General features: G+C 44.2%; 14 protein-coding genes and 1 pseudogene. 6 read left to right on the top strand and 9 right to left on the bottom strand.

Annotated features, from left to right (window positions below):
- Nucleotides 1-5: 5 nt before the first annotated feature.
- From F6K51_RS31605 to F6K51_RS31585, 5 genes are all read right to left on the bottom strand, one after another.
- Nucleotides 6-131, bottom strand: a complete 126-nt coding sequence (locus F6K51_RS31605) for a hypothetical protein (RefSeq protein ID WP_293028150.1) — start codon at nucleotides 129-131, stop codon at nucleotides 6-8.
- A gap of 72 nt (nucleotides 132-203) precedes the next feature.
- A complete protein-coding gene (locus F6K51_RS31600; RefSeq protein ID WP_293028147.1) occupies nucleotides 204-2,120 on the bottom strand; it encodes a bromoperoxidase in 1,917 nt (638 codons plus the stop codon).
- A gap of 425 nt (nucleotides 2,121-2,545) precedes the next feature.
- Nucleotides 2,546-3,238: a 5'/3'-nucleotidase SurE gene (surE, locus tag F6K51_RS31595; protein WP_293028143.1), complete on the bottom strand. Its 693-nt coding sequence runs from the start codon at nucleotides 3,236-3,238 to the stop codon at nucleotides 2,546-2,548.
- A 105-nt stretch (nucleotides 3,239-3,343) separates the two neighbouring features.
- Nucleotides 3,344-4,510 (bottom strand): class I SAM-dependent methyltransferase, encoded by a 1,167-nt coding sequence (locus F6K51_RS31590; RefSeq protein ID WP_293028138.1) that lies wholly within the window; start codon nucleotides 4,508-4,510, stop codon nucleotides 3,344-3,346.
- Nucleotides 4,511-4,792: 282 nt separating this feature from the next.
- The gene (locus F6K51_RS31585) at nucleotides 4,793-6,310 is read right to left on the bottom strand and encodes a glycosyltransferase (protein WP_293028135.1); all 1,518 of its coding nucleotides are present in this window, start codon (nucleotides 6,308-6,310) and stop codon (nucleotides 4,793-4,795) included.
- Between the two features lie 461 nt (nucleotides 6,311-6,771).
- Between F6K51_RS31585 and F6K51_RS31580 the strand changes: the two genes are divergently transcribed.
- Nucleotides 6,772-8,139 carry an NAD(P)/FAD-dependent oxidoreductase gene (locus tag F6K51_RS31580; protein ID WP_293028132.1) on the top strand — a complete coding sequence of 456 codons (1,368 nt, stop codon included), beginning with the start codon at nucleotides 6,772-6,774 and terminating at the stop codon, nucleotides 8,137-8,139.
- Nucleotides 8,140-8,307: 168 nt separating this feature from the next.
- Nucleotides 8,308-9,279, top strand: a complete 972-nt coding sequence (locus tag F6K51_RS31575; RefSeq protein ID WP_293028130.1) for a homogentisate phytyltransferase — start codon at nucleotides 8,308-8,310, stop codon at nucleotides 9,277-9,279.
- 220 nt (nucleotides 9,280-9,499) lie between these two features.
- On the opposite strand, the gene F6K51_RS31570 is transcribed toward F6K51_RS31575, so the two are convergent.
- Complete coding sequence (locus tag F6K51_RS31570) at nucleotides 9,500-9,700, bottom strand: hypothetical protein (RefSeq protein WP_293028127.1); 201 nt, start codon at nucleotides 9,698-9,700, stop codon at nucleotides 9,500-9,502.
- A 256-nt stretch (nucleotides 9,701-9,956) separates the two neighbouring features.
- Here F6K51_RS31570 and F6K51_RS31565 point away from each other — a divergent pair, with 256 nt between their 5' ends.
- Together F6K51_RS31565 and F6K51_RS31560 are read left to right on the top strand one after the other, a co-directional pair.
- A complete protein-coding gene (locus F6K51_RS31565) occupies nucleotides 9,957-10,079 on the top strand; it encodes a hypothetical protein (RefSeq protein WP_293028124.1) in 123 nt (40 codons plus the stop codon).
- 17 nt (nucleotides 10,080-10,096) lie between these two features.
- Nucleotides 10,097-10,647 (top strand): annotated as a pseudogene (locus F6K51_RS31560) (Uma2 family endonuclease).
- Between the two features lie 389 nt (nucleotides 10,648-11,036).
- Here F6K51_RS31560 and F6K51_RS31555 read toward each other — a convergent pair.
- Nucleotides 11,037-11,399 (bottom strand): hypothetical protein, encoded by a 363-nt coding sequence (locus tag F6K51_RS31555; protein ID WP_293028121.1) that lies wholly within the window; start codon nucleotides 11,397-11,399, stop codon nucleotides 11,037-11,039.
- 34 nt (nucleotides 11,400-11,433) lie between these two features.
- Between F6K51_RS31555 and F6K51_RS31550 the strand changes: the two genes are divergently transcribed.
- Nucleotides 11,434-11,655, top strand: coding sequence for a hypothetical protein (locus tag F6K51_RS31550; RefSeq protein ID WP_293028118.1), 222 nt, complete (start codon nucleotides 11,434-11,436; stop codon nucleotides 11,653-11,655).
- 45 nt (nucleotides 11,656-11,700) lie between these two features.
- Here the strand turns inward: F6K51_RS31550 and F6K51_RS31545 are convergent, their stop codons facing one another.
- Nucleotides 11,701-12,120, bottom strand: a complete 420-nt coding sequence (locus F6K51_RS31545) for an RNA polymerase sigma factor (protein WP_293028115.1) — start codon at nucleotides 12,118-12,120, stop codon at nucleotides 11,701-11,703.
- A 672-nt stretch (nucleotides 12,121-12,792) separates the two neighbouring features.
- Between F6K51_RS31545 and F6K51_RS31540 the strand changes: the two genes are divergently transcribed.
- Nucleotides 12,793-15,189: a peroxidase family protein gene (locus F6K51_RS31540; protein WP_293028112.1), complete on the top strand. Its 2,397-nt coding sequence runs from the start codon at nucleotides 12,793-12,795 to the stop codon at nucleotides 15,187-15,189.
- A gap of 273 nt (nucleotides 15,190-15,462) precedes the next feature.
- On the opposite strand, the gene F6K51_RS31535 is transcribed toward F6K51_RS31540, so the two are convergent.
- On the bottom strand, nucleotides 15,463-16,380 hold the full coding sequence (locus F6K51_RS31535) for a helix-turn-helix domain-containing protein (protein WP_293028153.1): 918 nt from the start codon (nucleotides 16,378-16,380) through the stop codon (nucleotides 15,463-15,465).
- Nucleotides 16,381-16,423: the final 43 nt, after the last annotated feature.

Genomic DNA, 16,423 nt, shown 5'->3' with positions numbered 1-16,423 from the left:
TCCCATTATTCACCAACGCCAACATAATTACCCTTAATCAAATCTCCCCATCTCCCCATCTCCCCATCTCCCCATCTCCCCATCTCCCCATCTCCCCATCTTCCCATCTCCCCATCTCCCCATCTCCCCATCTCCCCATCTCCCCATCTCCTGAATGATGGGTATTCAAAGAAATCCCCATCATTCATTAAGGAAGGGATAGCTTAACGGGCACCAATCCGAATCACGTCTCCATCGAAGGTTGGCAGTGACAGCACAAAGGGATCAGTGGAATAGGTCAATGCCTGTTCTTCCAGAATACCGATGGCAATTTCTTCACCCATGCGCAAACTATCATAGTAGTCAGTAAAATAGTGAACCCCAGCCATATTGCGACCAATGGAAATATTGGCAGCCAGCTTGTTCAACTCACCCTCCAGAGTCAAAAAATCCCTCGTACGCTCTGAAACAAGTCTCGCCTCACCTTTCTTATAGGCAGACAGATCAGGGGCACGGAACACAATTCCCTGATCTTTGGGGCTATAGCGTTTAAATCTGATCTGTGTCCTTGGTTGTCCCGGTTTTGAGTTTTTGACTGGTGTTTCTACTAAAACTGCACTGGTATCAAAGAATGCCTTAAGCATGGTCACACATGCCCCAGCAACAGCGGCATGTCCTGCACCATAGGCAGGGTGCATGGGAGACCCTTCAGGAAATGCCATTGGTAGTAGATAAGTCTGTGATCTAGAGCGATTTTGATTGGCTAGTTCCAAAATCGACTTGAGAGTACCGTTACTTTCTAGTTCACGTTCAAACCTTCTAATGTACTTGATTAATGCTCTGGGTACACTAGCTTTAGCTTCATTAGGTAGCTCTTGAAATCGCCGTAATAGTTCAATCCGGGCTGCCAATGCCTCTGGTCGCAGGCGAATATGGTTATTGAACTTCTGGAAGCGAACAGCTTTGAGTGCTCGTGTGGCTACTTCAGTAACCAAAGTTAAGATGTGTGGACCGCCGTAGAGGGCAAAACCAGCGGCATTGCGACGGGTTGCTGGATTACCTGCTGCCACACCACCCCCAGAAAGATGATCAAAACCAGGATCGAAGGGTGTTTGCATCCCCAGGAGAATGATGCAAGCGTTGAGATACGCTTCATAGAGAGCATCGTAATGAACATAAGTAGCTAAATCTCGGGGAGTGGAGATAAACCGACGAGCTGGACGATCTGGTAGCTTAGGGTTTTGATCATTCTCTAAAACATAGCTTTCTCTGTCTTGCTTAATCCCACGCTGAACCAAGACATAGTCTTCCATGTTGGTCATGTAATCTAGGTTAGGTGTTGCAATGGGAACCTTTTGATCAATTTGCAAAGCACCATAGGTAATTTTCCCTTCTGCAACGTTGCCACCACCATTGAGATCAACATTACCTATCAGTAGAAACTGAGAGAGATAGGGACCGACTTCCACTCCTGGAGAAGAGCCTCGGAATACGGTTTGCTCATCAAGCCTGCCTTTGGAATTCACCTTCCGAGGTCGTCCAGTTTGGTTGCGAATATAGTCAAGGGCATTGAGACGATTGATTGAACTCTCGATTTTGCTATTCGCTCCTCTTTTCTCAAAGTCATTGAGGGGCTGATCCCGCAGTATGGCTAATTCGTAGACTTCTGCTATCTCAAAAATTAGCTCTGGGTTAGCCTTACCGTTAGCATCCATTAACGGTGGTGCCGGAGGCATGGTAACTGCTTGTGGATCTGGTCCGTTTAGCTCAAAGACAACCCCTGCAGTTGGTGCTTCCCATTGTCTAAATTGCTCAAGCAGATCAGGGTCAGTCTCAGGCTTAATAGTGTAGTCTTGACCTGTAAATACTACCTCAAATTTGGCACCATGACGTACCCGATCAGAGAAGGGATCAATAAAGCCATCATCCACTGCACGGCGAAACTTGACAAAATCCAGTGGGTCTTGTAGTAGCCCTGTATCAGGGTTGTGAGGTAGCCCTTTGGTAAAGGACATAAAATACTGATCATCAGCATGTCGCTGTTCATCCCCATTGGCTTTATGGGTAGGATAGTCTCGACTTCTGGCTAGTTTTGCAGCGTCAAGGCGAACCTCAAAGGACTTCTCTGAACGATTTGCCATGGGAATCTCCTTAGGAAAAAGAATTTTGATATGTTTTGAAGATGTCTATTCAAATGTACAAAGTAATTTATGACTCTGGCAGTACCCACAAGGGTACTTTTTTCACCAAAAAAAATGGGTTGGTTTGTAAGCATTTAGCCCTTAGCTGACAGCATGATAGCTGACAGCTAAGGGCTGAAAATAAATCTCTTGCGAGAGAATTTTATACTTCGAGATTTTAGAGAATTGAAAGTCTAGAGAAAAGCCCAAGGCCAACGGCTGAGGGGTGACTGCACCTCAAGTAGCGTGCGTGGCACAGGCTTCTAGCCTGTGAAGTAGGGCATATGCTTACGCAGAATCTAGGCAGGAAAAGCCTTTGAAGAGTATGTTGAATGGGTTTTCCCTGACCTTAGGATAAATGTTATAACGGGCTTATTTGACAAAATTTACCATAAACTAACCTGAGCGATCGCAATATTTCCTGACAAACACACATCAACGTCTGTTCCTGAATCAGATTTGCGGTTGATGTCATCTCCCACATAACGATATCCATCCTCTTGCTTTACAAATTCTGTCAGTAGAGGACGGGTACAGAGGGAACAAAAGACTATCTCTGGCTCGGGTGCGTCTGGTTCTAGGTGGGGAAAGTTGACGCTCCAGAAGGTGCCAGGGTCAGACGGTTGGTCTAATAACTTGTGCAACACCCGAACCGTCCATTCCGTCGCCAGCTCCCAGTCTATCTCCCAGTCAGTTCTCTTAAAATGAGAAAAAGCGATCGCGTTCAGACGGTGTATTGTCGCCTCTCTAGCCGCCGCTATGGTTCCTGAGGGATAAATGTCTGAGCCCAGATTGCAGCCCCCATTAATCCCAGAGACAACAAACTCGATATCGTCGTAGAGATAGTTGACTCCCAGACGCACACAATCAGCGGGCGTACTGTCTACACTCACCTCAGTCTGCGATCGCCATTCCACTGGAATCACTGTGCGAATATTGACCCGATGGCCACAGCCGGACTGGTGGTATTTAGGAGCAACTACCGCAATGCGATCGCTTGTTACTTGGAATAATGCTTTGTGCAATGCGTGAATGCCGGGAGCATCAATCCCATCATCATTGGTTACTAAAAAAGCCATAATCCCAGCTCCACCGATAAACAAAATGAGGATAGCAGATCAGTGAGAGCAAATACCATCTCTACTGACCTACTAACCACTTAAAGTATCAAGAAGCTACAAAAGCTAGAGTCTGGTTGCGTCTAACCACATCACCCCAAATAGGTCATGACCCACACCATAGCCTGGTTGCTGAGTTGCCTCCAATTTCCGCAACACTTGAGCTAGCATAGACTCGACCTTCTGTCGGTACAGGTGTTTGTCAGAAATCTGTTGTAATTCTTGCTGGGCGGCTGCCTTAAATCCTTGAACTTCAGGGGGCAACTCAACGGTCGCGACCGCCAAAGGCTCACCCAATAGCTCTGTGGCGTCACTCACCAAACGGTTCCACCAACTAGAGAATTTCCTGAAGAAATCTAAGATGTGCTCTGGTGCCGCTCCTAACTCGACTTGGAAGATCAGTTGGCTCAAGTCTGTCTGTTGTGAGGGTGAGAGCAAACTATTGACTAGGTCGCGATAGTTGGGCAACCCTGGGTTAAACTGCCTTGTTGAGGTATGGCGACCAACCATAATCGAGCGATCGAAAAACTGAAACTTCTCAACAGGACAGCCTACGGCATTCGCTGCCTGCTGCATAATTTCTTGCAAGTGTTGATGGGAGTAAAAACTCATCCATGTTGGTTCTGTATCCCCTTCGGTCTGGAAAAAGCTCATCGAGTAATTCCAACGGCTGTTCTGCCATTGGGCTGTCCACTCGATACTGTAGCGCCCCAAAACATCCACAATCACAGCACACCGGGAGCGATTCTCGCAAACATTGGTCACAATCATCTTTAAGGCTTGGTCAAGCTCCTTGTGAGTCAGATGAGAGTAGGGAACGCCGCAAGAAAGATATAAATCGAAGGGTCGAGCCAGCTTGCTAGTCCGAATATCCGCACATTCAAACCCAACGTTACTGTGGTTACCATATAAATTTATGGCAGTTTCCACCATTTGGGTACTAATATCAACTCCCAAGTACTCTAGCTCATAGCTACCACTTAGTTCTGGGTCCTTTAACAATAGCGTTGACAGTAAAACATATCCATCACCTGTGCCTGCACCAATATCAACAACCCGTAGTTTCTCCCCCTTATTTTTGCTCACTGGGGCGATTGCTTGCTTAAACACTGAACGAGAGAACGGCTCCTCCCAATCAACTTTTACACCGTCACGGCGACTTTTAGATAAGTAATGTTGAACAGCATTGCTTTGGTCGTATACAGTCTTAATCTGCTCTGGAGTTACTTTCATAACCAATGTAGGTTTCTACTAGAACTTCAAACGTCTATCGACTCAACTCTGTCACTTCAATCAACTGCTAAGTCTCTCTGGAGCAGGCTTGTAATGAATTTAAAATTCGTTCCTAAAGCATTGTATCATAAAAAATCGTAACCACAAAAAATTGTATCAAAAGAAAGCGCGACAGCTATAGCAATCCTCAATTTTTCGTAATTTTATTAAACTCGTAAATCTTTGCTGGGTAAGGGTTATAGCGATATATTTCGCCACTATTCGGCTACTAGATTTGACGAATCAGATAGGATTGCTATAATCTTCAACAAAATACCAGTAGCTCAATTCTTCCAAAGAAATATCATTTTCTGGCTGTGGATCATGGAAATAGGAATGGATCGGAAGTAACTCAGCAGCAGGATTTGCTGATGGTTTAGAAACAATTTGTTTGATTCGGCTCAAGTAGTTTAAAGCGGTGCTATCCCAGGTGTAATATTCCAAAACATACTGCTGACAACGTTTCTGTAACCTTTGCCACAAGTGTTGATCACAAAGTATTTCCCTGATGCCTCTAGCAATATCTGCTGGATCGCTGGGATCAACTAACATCCCATAGTCTTCATCTCCTACTTTTAGACTTTCACCAACACCACTATTTTTTGTTACTACTATCGGTAATCCTGCTGCTGCTGCTTCTAAAGGAGCAAGACCAAAGGGTTCAAACAAAGAGGTAAGAGTAAACACGGAACCACGCTGAGCAAAATACCGATAGGAGGCGGCTAGTGCTGGTTGATCGGGTACTGAAAAAGCGCTAATTTTACCCCACAAATTTTTTTCTCGTACTACTTCCCTGATTGGACCTATTACTAGTTTTTCGGTCTGTTGATCGTGGACTTTTTCTTGCAAAGGGTTATCCAATCCACCAGTAATCAGCACGACATTGGCTTTCTGTTGGACGATCACATCGTCAGCAAATCCTTGCACTAAACCTAGGAGGTTTTTCTTGGGATCTAAACGGCTGGATGCCAAGATAGCCGGTAGACTCCGCCTTGACTCACTGATGTCCCGCTGCAATCGCTCTTCAATCAGTTGATAAGTCGCTTCTTCATTATGAGCGATCGCATCGGAACCAAACACAGAGGCATTGACTCCCGGTGCAATAACGGCAAATCGATGATCAGCTTCTACATCCACTGCTCCACGATAAGCATGATGACTGTACTGTTGGAACCGCTCTTGTGCCGTATTAGTAATATTGAGGGCTGAGTGATTCATGCTCAACCGTTCCGCTAGGATCCGGTATCGGAAATTGTAATAGTGATCGATTTGAGCCAGATTCTCAGGAGTGACGTGGAGTTTATCCATTTTTTGAGCCCCCAGGGAATGACCTGTGAATGTAAAGGGTATCCCTGTCTGTTGCTCAATCAGCACTCCACACACTCCCCCATCACTGTAGTGGGTAGTCATGATATCAGGGAATTTACCTTCCTCTCGATAAAATTCCAGGATGTTTGGTACCCAGTCTTGGACGAGATAGGGCCATAACAACTCCTTGCGCAGGAACTCTTGTGGTCCGGCTGGCAATCGGATAATCCGGAGGTTGTCTACACTCCCATAGCAATCAAATGTCTCGGCAAATTCTGGCCAATCCGGATCAATGATGTGGCGGGTGAGAATATCTATTTGGTGACCTTGTTTTGCGATCGCATCTGCGACTTGCCTGACATAGACCAACTGACCACCGAAATCGGGATGTTCGCTAATGTAGCTATTTTTATGGTCAAAATTACCGTGAGGGTTGAGAAATCCAATGTGCATCACACTGACTCGAATAACAACCAACTGTTACCAAACCCTTACAATTCCTAGGATTTACAATCCAGGTTTAGCTTGTTTTGGGGATCTTATGTTAGTTAAAAATTAAACTTATCATTATATTATTAAATTGGGTGGTTTTTACGACACAGTTAATAGTTTTTAATGTTAAATTATATTAAGAAGCCTCGGGAAAGACGAGACCTCTTGCGTAAATAGACAACAACAGCGTGATAACTACGATAGTTACCTCCTAATAAATGACTTTTGCAAAAGGTCTACGGTTAAGGCAGGGACGTTATTCGTAATCAATCGTAAATAGGACTTACGCATTTGCCCCCGTGGGTCCCCCAATTCTGGGGGACTTTAACTCAATTTCCCCCCAAAATTGGGGGGCTAGGGGGGCGAAATCAAGTTAACCGCGTAAGTCCTGGTAAACAAATTCAGGAGAGGTAAGACATTCTATGGTTAGTTCTATGGTTAGTTCTATAGTTAGTGAAGCAAAGACCACTACTCCTCACCATGTGGTCATTATTGGTGGCGGATTTGGTGGACTCTATGCTGCTCAGGCTCTGAGAAAGGCACCAGTGAAAGTAACTCTAATCGATAAACGGAACTTTCATTTGTTCCAGCCCCTACTCTACCAAGTTGCTACAGGGGGCTTATCCGCTGGTGATATTTCCTCACCCCTGCGGGCAATCCTGAGTCACCAGAAAAATACTCAAGTGCTGATGGGGAAAGTAATTGGTCTTGACCCGAACCAGAAAACCGTTCAACTAGCAGACAAAGAAATATCTTACGACTCCCTGATCGTGGCGACTGGCGTTAGCCACCACTACTTCGGTAATGATCAATGGGCAAAAGATGCTCCTGGTTTGAAAACCATTGAAGATGCCCTAGACATTAGACGTCGGATTTATTCTGCCTTTGAAGCCGCAGAAAAAGAAACTGACCCCGAGAAACGTCGCGCTTGGTTGACCTTTGTGTTGGTAGGAGGCGGACCAACTGGAGTGGAATTAGCCGGGGCCATGGCAGAATTGGCTTACGACACCTTAAAAGATGACTTCCGCGACATTGATACTTCCGAAGCCAGGATTTTGCTGTTGGAAGGGATGGATCGGATTTTGCCTCCTTACCCACCGGAGTTATCAGTAAAAGCCCAAAATTCTCTGGAACGGTTAGGAGTAACAGTACAGACAAAGACTCTAGTTACTAATATTGATGACGATATAGTTACCATGCGTCGAGGGGAGCAGGTAGAGGAAATTAACGCCAAAACTGTTCTGTGGGCAGCAGGGATGAAAGCGTCTGCTATGGGCAAGGCGCTAGCAAACGCTACTGGTGTGGAGTTAGACCGGGCTGGACGGGTGATAGTACAACCGGATATGAGCTTGGCAGGACATCCCGATATTTTTGTGATTGGTGATTTGGCGAATTTCTCTCATCAAACTGGTAAACCCCTACCAGGAGTTGCGCCAGTGGCGATGCAACAAGGCAAGTATGTCTCTACTCTGATTCAGAAGCGCCTCAAGGAGGAGACAGTAGCGGATTTCCATTATCAGGATTATGGCAATTTAGCGGTGATTGGACGGAATGCCGCAGTAGTGGATTTGGGGTTTGTTAAGTTCTCTGGTTTCCCCGCTTGGCTAGCCTGGATTTTTATCCACATCTTCTTCCTGATTGAGTTTGATAATAAGTTGCTGGTCATGATTCAGTGGGCATGGCATTACCTTACCTTTAAGCGCGGGGTTCGTTTAATTACTAACCTTGAGGAAGAACCAGCAGGCAATTTCGAGGAGAGAAGAGATTATCGGACGCCGGTACAGGTGTAGGGCTTTAGGGATTAGGGATAGGGTGGGGAGGGTGGGAAGTGTGGGGAGGGTGGGGAGATGGGGAGATGGGGAGATTTTTAGTAAGGGTAATTATCCTGAGATGATATAAGTACTGAAACCATTAACCATTACTCTAACCCCTAATCCCTAATACTATTAACCTGATCTATGAGTCAGATTTCCTCTAAAGCATCTACTCCTTCCTCGATTAATCTATTGGAGCAACCAGCCGCTTGGCTGTACAGTTTCTGGAAATTTTCTCGTCCCCATACGATTATTGGGACGAGTTTTAGTGTTTTTGCCCTCTATGTCATTGCCGTGTCCATGACTAACAGTGGTTGGACTTGGCAAGGGTTCGGTCAACTGCTGGGAGCTTGGATTGCTTGTTTGTGCGGTAATGTCTATATCGTAGGACTAAATCAAGTCCACGATGTGGAGATTGACCGGATTAATAAACCCCATCTTCCCATCGCTGCAGGGGAGTTTTCTCTGCAACTAGGTCAGGGGATTGTGGCGGTAACTGGTATCCTAGCGCTACTGTTGGCTTGGTTATTCGGGCCGTGGTTGTTGTTGATGGTCAGTATTAGTTTGGCAATTGGTACATGCTATTCCTTGCCACCGGTCCGGCTGAAGCGGTTTCCCTTTTGGGCAGCACTATGTATTTTTTCAGTACGGGGAGCAATCGTTAATGTAGGTCTGTTTTTACACTTTAGTTGGGCATTGCAACAGGGACAAGTGATGATGCCTACCGCAGCAGTGTGGGCATTGACCTGGTTTATCTTAGTGTTTTCCGTTGCGATCGCAATATTCAAAGATGTCCCAGATATCAATGGGGATAAGCTTTTCAATATCACTACCTTTACCATCCGCCTCGGTAAATTAGCGGTATTTAATATAGCACGGGGAGTGATTACTGCTTGCTATCTCGCCATGGTGCTAGCTAGTGTGCTGCTCCTCGGTTCAGTAAATATCCTCTTCTTGGTAGGAACCCATCTGGTAGCATTGGCAGTAATGTGGTGGCGCTCTTACCAGGTAGACTTGGAGGATAAAAATGCGATCGCTAGTTTTTATCAGTTTATCTGGAAACTGTTTTTCCTGGAATATTTGATTTTCCCAGCAGCTTGTCTTTTTAGACTATAGGGTTTCTCAATTAATCGAATCAACAGCACTACCAAAACTAAAAAAAATAGCCGTGGATAGTATTTCCACGGCTATTTAAACTCCACAATAAGTCCGTTGAAATTGTTGTTAGGTGCGCTGCATCGCTATGTCACTCAGTTACCAAACCTAACCTGATGTGATCCTATGTTAGCAGACCGGAACCTTTGACTGGGGGGAAACCCCCCAGAAATTTAAGGTGTTATGGCAACAGCCAATACTTGTTGAGTGTAGTCATCACTTCGCCTGGAACGTCAGTCGGCTCCAGAGGAGTCCATTCGCAAATCTCCGCATACCCTAGGGCATACATCCTCTGCATACTATAAATTACTGCTTCCCGAGACCCTTTCAGAGTGTGCTGAGCAGGTTGTTTTTTGAAGTTTTGAGTAAATCCTTGTCGCATAATTTAACAATTGAACTCATTGTGTTGATTTAATGATTATTGTAATGATTATAATCATACTTGTCAAGGGTTTTTTAAAAGTTTTTTTGGGGAGTTTTAGGATTAATAAAAAACAGCGATATTCTGAAATAGATGCTATATACACGCTAATTAATTATTAACTAGTATTTATTAAAATAATTCGCTCCTAAAACGTAAGTATTAAACTATCCTATAAATTTAGATTTGCTATAATAACTACTATAGTTACAGCGGTTTGCATAACTATCAGGTACACAAGATTGTCTTCCCTGCTCCCTGCTCCCTGCTCCCTGCTCCCTGCTCCCTGCTCCCTATTCCCTATTCCCTATTCCCTATTCCCTATTCCCTTTGCTCATGACACAATCAATCTTGAGGATGCCAGAAAATGCCAGACTAACATCCCAACAGTTTTACGACCTGTGTTGTGCTAATCCCGACTGGAAAGTAGAGCGAACCGTACAAGGAGATTTGGGAATTATCGCTCCAACCGGTGGAGAAACAGGAGCAAGAAATGCTAATCTCCTGATTCGTTTGGGAATCTGGAATGAACAATCTCAACTGGGAATAGTGTTTGATTCATCCACAGGATTTCATCTACCTAACGGAGCTGATCGTTCACCAGATGTAGCTTGGGTTAAGCGGGAAAGATGGGAGGCTCTGACACTGGCACAACGGGAAAAATTTCCACCCCTAGCACCAGATTTTGTGATCGAATTAATGTCTCCCACCGCCTGAAACAAGCCCAACTAAAAATGCAGGAATACTTAGATAATGGGGTGAAATTGGGTTGGTTATTCAACCGATTAGCCAAGCAAGTGGAGATTTATAAATCTGGGAAACCTAAAGTAGTATTAGAGCAGCCTAATAAATTATTGGGAGAACCAATTTTGCCTAATTTTGTGCTCAGCCTCGATAGTTTTTGGTAATAAATTGGTAAGCTATCAGCTATCAGCTATCAGCTATCAGCTATCAGCTATCAGCTATCAGCTAATGCGCTATCACAGGCTAGAAGCCTGTGCCACGCAAGCTCTTGAGGTGGTTTTGAATAAAATAGGCTGACCGCTGACCGCTGACCACTGACGGCTTAATGCTTACAGAAAAACACCCCGGCGAGATCTACATTACTAGAATCTCTCGGGGCTTTGATATTTTAGGTTATTACCTTGTACTCCTTGGCTAACAGATAGCGTGGAGTGGTTAAGCGTTGTAACATATTGAGCGGCGATACCTTAGATAATCAATTTCTAAGGGTTTGGTTATTTCAGGTAAAAATTAACTGAAATAATTGATTACCTCGTGTACCGGCTTGCTGCTTTTATCTTTCGCAGTAAAAGTCCACTGGTCCGTTTCCTTCCTTTAGATAGAAGACACCATACTCAGGCAGGGGCAGGACTATATACTCATTTGGGGATATGAAGGTTGGCTGGCCTGTAGCTGAGTCTACTACTTTTACTCGCTCGGGAGATTCGTTGTGTAGTTTAGCAAACAGATAGTCATAACCAGGAGTAACTTCGACATTGCATTCCATCTCATCTGGATACCTCAGGTAGGTGACACCTCCTCCACAGCAATACCCGGCAAGTGCTTCCCCGGGATTAAGCGCGAAGGTGATGATTACTGTTAGTGCTACTACGGCTAAAGTTAACACTTTGCTGAGGCTAGTTTTGATTGTATTCATCTTTTTTCTGATTGCTGTTTATTGTTGCTATTTTATGCAAGTTAAAGTTGGTGGTTTTGTCTGGAAATCCTATTATACCATTGGTTTGAGCGATCGCGTTTTTACCCAATCCATCGGGCAAGTATTGCTATCGGTGAGCTTAGTTGATGGGGGATTAGGAGCTTTTTTAATAGAGATTACCTTTGCTGCAACAGATTCTTGCTCTACCAGTGACGTTATTTCCTCTGCCGTTGTCTCTAATTTGATCTCCGAATAATTACCCTCTTTTCTACAAGCTTTTCTGGGGTATCAAATTCAGTAACTAAGCCATTCCCTTCTGCCACTGCGATCGCCTTTGGCGGAAGCTTCGCTTCATCGCTTCGAGGTTTTCTACTCCTATTGTCCCAGAGTTATTTTCTCGATGGCAGTCTATACAGCAGTTATGGGCAAATTTAGTCAGCCATCCCTTGAGATTGGTAATCTTTGCGGCAAATTTGGGCAATTTTTCCCAAGCCTTGAGCATAATCTCAGAAAGAGCATCTTGGGCTTGAGACCGATTACCCCCCATCCAGGTGCAGCAGCGATGGTAAAGATAGTCTTGATACTGTTCCCATAGCGGCCAAAAGGCCGTGCGGTCTCCAGTAGACAGTTTTTCCAGGAGGGGCTCCACCGAAGCAGCGGTAGATTCGTTTTCGGCATTTTCCCGCCATTGGCCATGAAAACCTTGGTTTGTTGCCTGCATAAGTCCTGTTGATCCACCGAAAACCAGTTTGACCTATTCGCCCAAGTTATACAAGTGACGTTCGTTAACTTAAGCCGTCAAGTCCAGTCAGCCCTTGAGTTAGGATTTTTGTAAATTTTATTGAAGCCTTTTCTTTATCTTTTTTTAACTTTATTTAAGGTAATAATTAATTATACCACATCCGCTGGTAATAAGCAAAATGTATTGGATGCAAGGCAAAAGGCAAAAGGCAGAAGGCAGAAGGCAAAAGGCAGAAGTAAAAAGGCAACAGTATAAAATGTAAAATGCAAAAGGTAACAGGATAAAATGTAAAAAAGTCAAAAAAACATATCAGATAATGAAATATTATATCTAGAGCATATAAAAGTATTTAAAATACTATCAATAAAAATTAACTTGGTATCGAATAAAGCCTGATAAAAACCTCTATTTTAGGCATCAAACTATCTTATTTAGTTTTAATAGCGCTACTGAAATATATAATATAAGCTTTCATAAGCTCTAAAAGTAACAGAATCTTTATTTGTGACGTTTGTCAGCTAAGCACAGTCAACCCTAGAGGTCAACCATAAAACTACCTAAAAACAGCAATACTTTCAGGTCGAGATTATTAGTATTTTTTCCTTACAGTTGGGAACTCTTATAGATAAGCCTTAGGTTTATTTAAATGTTATGACAAATCTCAACAGTGTTCTTCAACGAGACCCATTTGCCGACAGCACATTAGTTGTAAACGATGAAGGGATTACCATTCGCCTGATCGACGGCAGTAGGAATAATTTAGACCAAGTCTCTTTGGGTATCCCTAATACGCCTTTGCTGCGTTTGAGTCCAATTGAGTATGAAGACGGAATCCAGTCACCGGCGGGTATAGCATTTGATGCAGAAGGCAATGCTCTGATCGGTATAGATGGCAATACTGTTACGCGCCAACCCATTCCCATATTTACCCAAGCCGAAGCAGACCGATTAAATGGATTGGGATTGAATGTCATATCCAATACAGAAGGCTTAAGCAATGTACCTGATGCGCCCTTTGTATTGCTTAACCCACCGGATCGCCCTAGTACCCGAGTGATCAGTAATGCCACCTCTAACTTAGAAGAAGGAGAGTCTGATCCCAATGGTAATGACTTAAGTGCTTTCATTTGGGCTTTTGGTCAGTTCGTCAACCACGACACTGATTTAGCAGCGAATGGGTCAAAAGAACAGAACCAAAACCGGTTAGAATTGCTCAATTTCCCCATTGACATTCCAGCAGATGACCCGAATTTTCCACCAAACACTCCTCCCACTCAAGAAATTTCTACACAGGCAGATGGTGGATTGCAGTTTGACTTTGAACGGGATGCCTTTTTCAGCGGTACTGGAGTCTCTGGGAGCCCAGGAAAAGCAATTAATATTGTTACCTCTTGGCTTGATCTTTCTGTAGTTTATGGGTCTACTGAAGAAGAATATCAAGCAATTCGTGCTTTTTCAGAAGGTCGCCTCAACGTCTTCTCAGATGAAACAGTTACCACTAATGACGACTTGTTACCCCTTAACATCACAGGTGCTGATGGAGAACTGATCAGTGGTAAAGGCGCTTTTATGGATGTGGGTTTTCTAGCGGGGGATACACGGGTTAACGAGAATGATAGTTTGGCATCCCAGCATACTCTCTGGATGCGTAACCATAACCGCCTTGCCCAAGAACTTTATCGGTTTCATCCTGACTGGACAGATGAGCAGATATTTCAACGCTCTCGCCAGATTAATATTGCCCAATATCAAGCTATTGTTCTCTACGAGTGGCTCCCCCTGATGGTGGGTAATGTGATCACTGACTACAGCAGCTATAACTCTAATCAAACTCCAGAAATCACTAGTGAGTTTGCTGCTGCTGGTCTTCGTGTTGGTCATACCCAAACTAATAACCGTATAGACACTATTGATGCTGATGGTAATCTCACAAGTTTGCAATTATTAAGGACATTTAGTTCACCCAATATTAATGATAGTAGCGATATAGATAATATCTTGCGCGGTGCGAGTCAAACGATTACTGAAGACGTTGATACTAATGTAGTCTTTGACCTGCGCAACGCTTTAATACCAGGTGCAATCGGATTTGACCTTTATGCTGCTAATCAGCAACGGGGACGAGATCATGGTTTGGCTGACTATAACCAAGTGCGAGGGAGTCTTGGTCTACCACGGGTGACCACTTTTGCCGAAATTACTTCAAATTCAGAGTTGGCAAATACTCTCGACGAGCTCTACCAGACTGTAGAAGATATCGACTTATTGATTGGGCTGTTTGCAGAAGATGCTGTTGCTCCCTCCGGTGCCGGAGAAACTATTCAAGCAATGCTATGGGAGCAATACGAGCGGATACGGGATGCTGACCGCTTCTGGTTCGAGAGACCGACTGAGGATGGCGGTTTCTTTACCCAAGAGGAAATTGCAGCCATTAAGGAAGTGACTTTTGCTGACATTATCAAGCTCAACACTGAAATTACTACAATTCCAGACAATGCCTTCGTGATCAGCTCTGATAACAATCCCTCCTCTGATGGACTGCTAGATTTAACCGGCTTTTCGGGACAAGCTACAGCAACTGTGACTAGAGAGGCGGATTATGACAATTTAATTGGCTTTTATCTAATTGCTGATCAACAGGGAACGATAATTGATCCAATCACGGGTCAATCTCTTACTCCTGGCCAAGACGGTTATGCAGAAGCTGCTATTAATGCCAGCGTGGCTGAATTCAAGGTAGAAGAAAACTTGACCACGGTGAATTTTGATGTTACTCTTCCGGGTGGATCTCTCCTAGCTCCCTACTTAGTTACAGATGGGGATTTGGATGATTTTGAAAATGGTGATGCTGAGGTATTCTTTGCTTTCACAGCTGCTAACAGTGATGGCATGAGCCACATCCTTCAACTTGGAAATAGCAGTGACAACACATTCACATTCGCCTTTGAAGATTTAAGTGGTAATGACAGTGAAAATAGCGATGCTCTAACAGAGCCGCTACGCGATCGCGACTTTAACGATCTAGTGATTGATCTTACTCTTTTATAATAGTTCATCTTCCAGTAGGGTGGGCAAAGTAATCTAATCATGAATACTCATTTAAACCAAACGGTTTTTGCCCACCCTACAAGCTGGCGTGAAAAAAAATCCCAATTAAAGTAGGGTGGGCAAAGTAATCTAATCATGAATACTGATTTGAACCAAACGCTTTTTGCCCACCCTACAAGCTCCCCATCTCCCTATCTCCCCATCTCCCCCTCTCCCCACCCTCCCCACACTTCCTCTAGTTATAGATTTACAACAAAAAGATGCACCACTGATCTACTGAGCAGCTAAGCTAAAACTCCTCTGTACAACAGCACCACGTTCCCCGAGGGATTTTGGTTGCTGTTGATCCACAGTATACAAAACACCTCCCGCATTCCCTGACCTCACAGTCAGTTTTTGTTTAGCAATCCAGGTTTTCTGATATCCCTTGGGTAAGGTTTCTTCCAACTCGATTTTGCCATCAACTACCACTCGTACCCAAGTTTGCTCTGTAATACTCAAGCGTACTTTAATTAATGGATTAGATGGGACAGGTTTGGGTTTGGGGGGTGGTTTAGGTTCGGGCTTAGGGGCTGGTGCTGGTTGTTCTGGTTTATCGGGGATTGTCTGGTCCTGGGCAACTGATGAGTTTTCGATCTGTCGATTAGTGATATAGGTGAACACGGTGTTGAGTAGATAAATTAGTCCACCAGCAACACTGACCAAGCTTACTATTATGATGTAAGGATAATAGGGTTGTATGCTTTTGGCTACAGTTTTAACAGTCTTGCTTTTGGCTACAATCCTAGGAATCTTTTGAGGAGAGGTTGGAGTCTCAGAGTTCTCTTCTGAGGAGATATTGGTATACAAGACTAACCCACCAGACTCGGTGTTCTCGGTGTTCTCGGTTTTCTCAGTTTTCTCGGTGTTCTCGGTTTTCAAGGACAATCCAGAATTAACTGGAAACGTTTTGGCTATTCCTGGACCATCTAGACCGAGAAACTCTGCATAGCGACGAATAAAGCCTTGAATATAAACTGGCTCGGGCAAGGGCTCGGATTGCCCTGCTTCAAGGGCTTGCAATATATGCAATCGAATAAAGGTGTTGTTAGCGACTTCCTCAATAGGTATAGATTTCTCCTGCCTGACTTGGCTGAGATAGGTCCCTATTTTCTGGAGTTGCTCCTCTTGCTCTAGACTTAAGTGGCTCACCAAATCTCTCCACCCATTAATCCACGTTAACAATTTTTATACA

The organism is Moorena sp. SIO3I8, from assembly GCF_010692325.1.
Classification (GTDB): domain Bacteria; phylum Cyanobacteriota; class Cyanobacteriia; order Cyanobacteriales; family Coleofasciculaceae; genus Moorena.
This window is presented reverse-complemented; position numbering and strand designations above follow the sequence as displayed.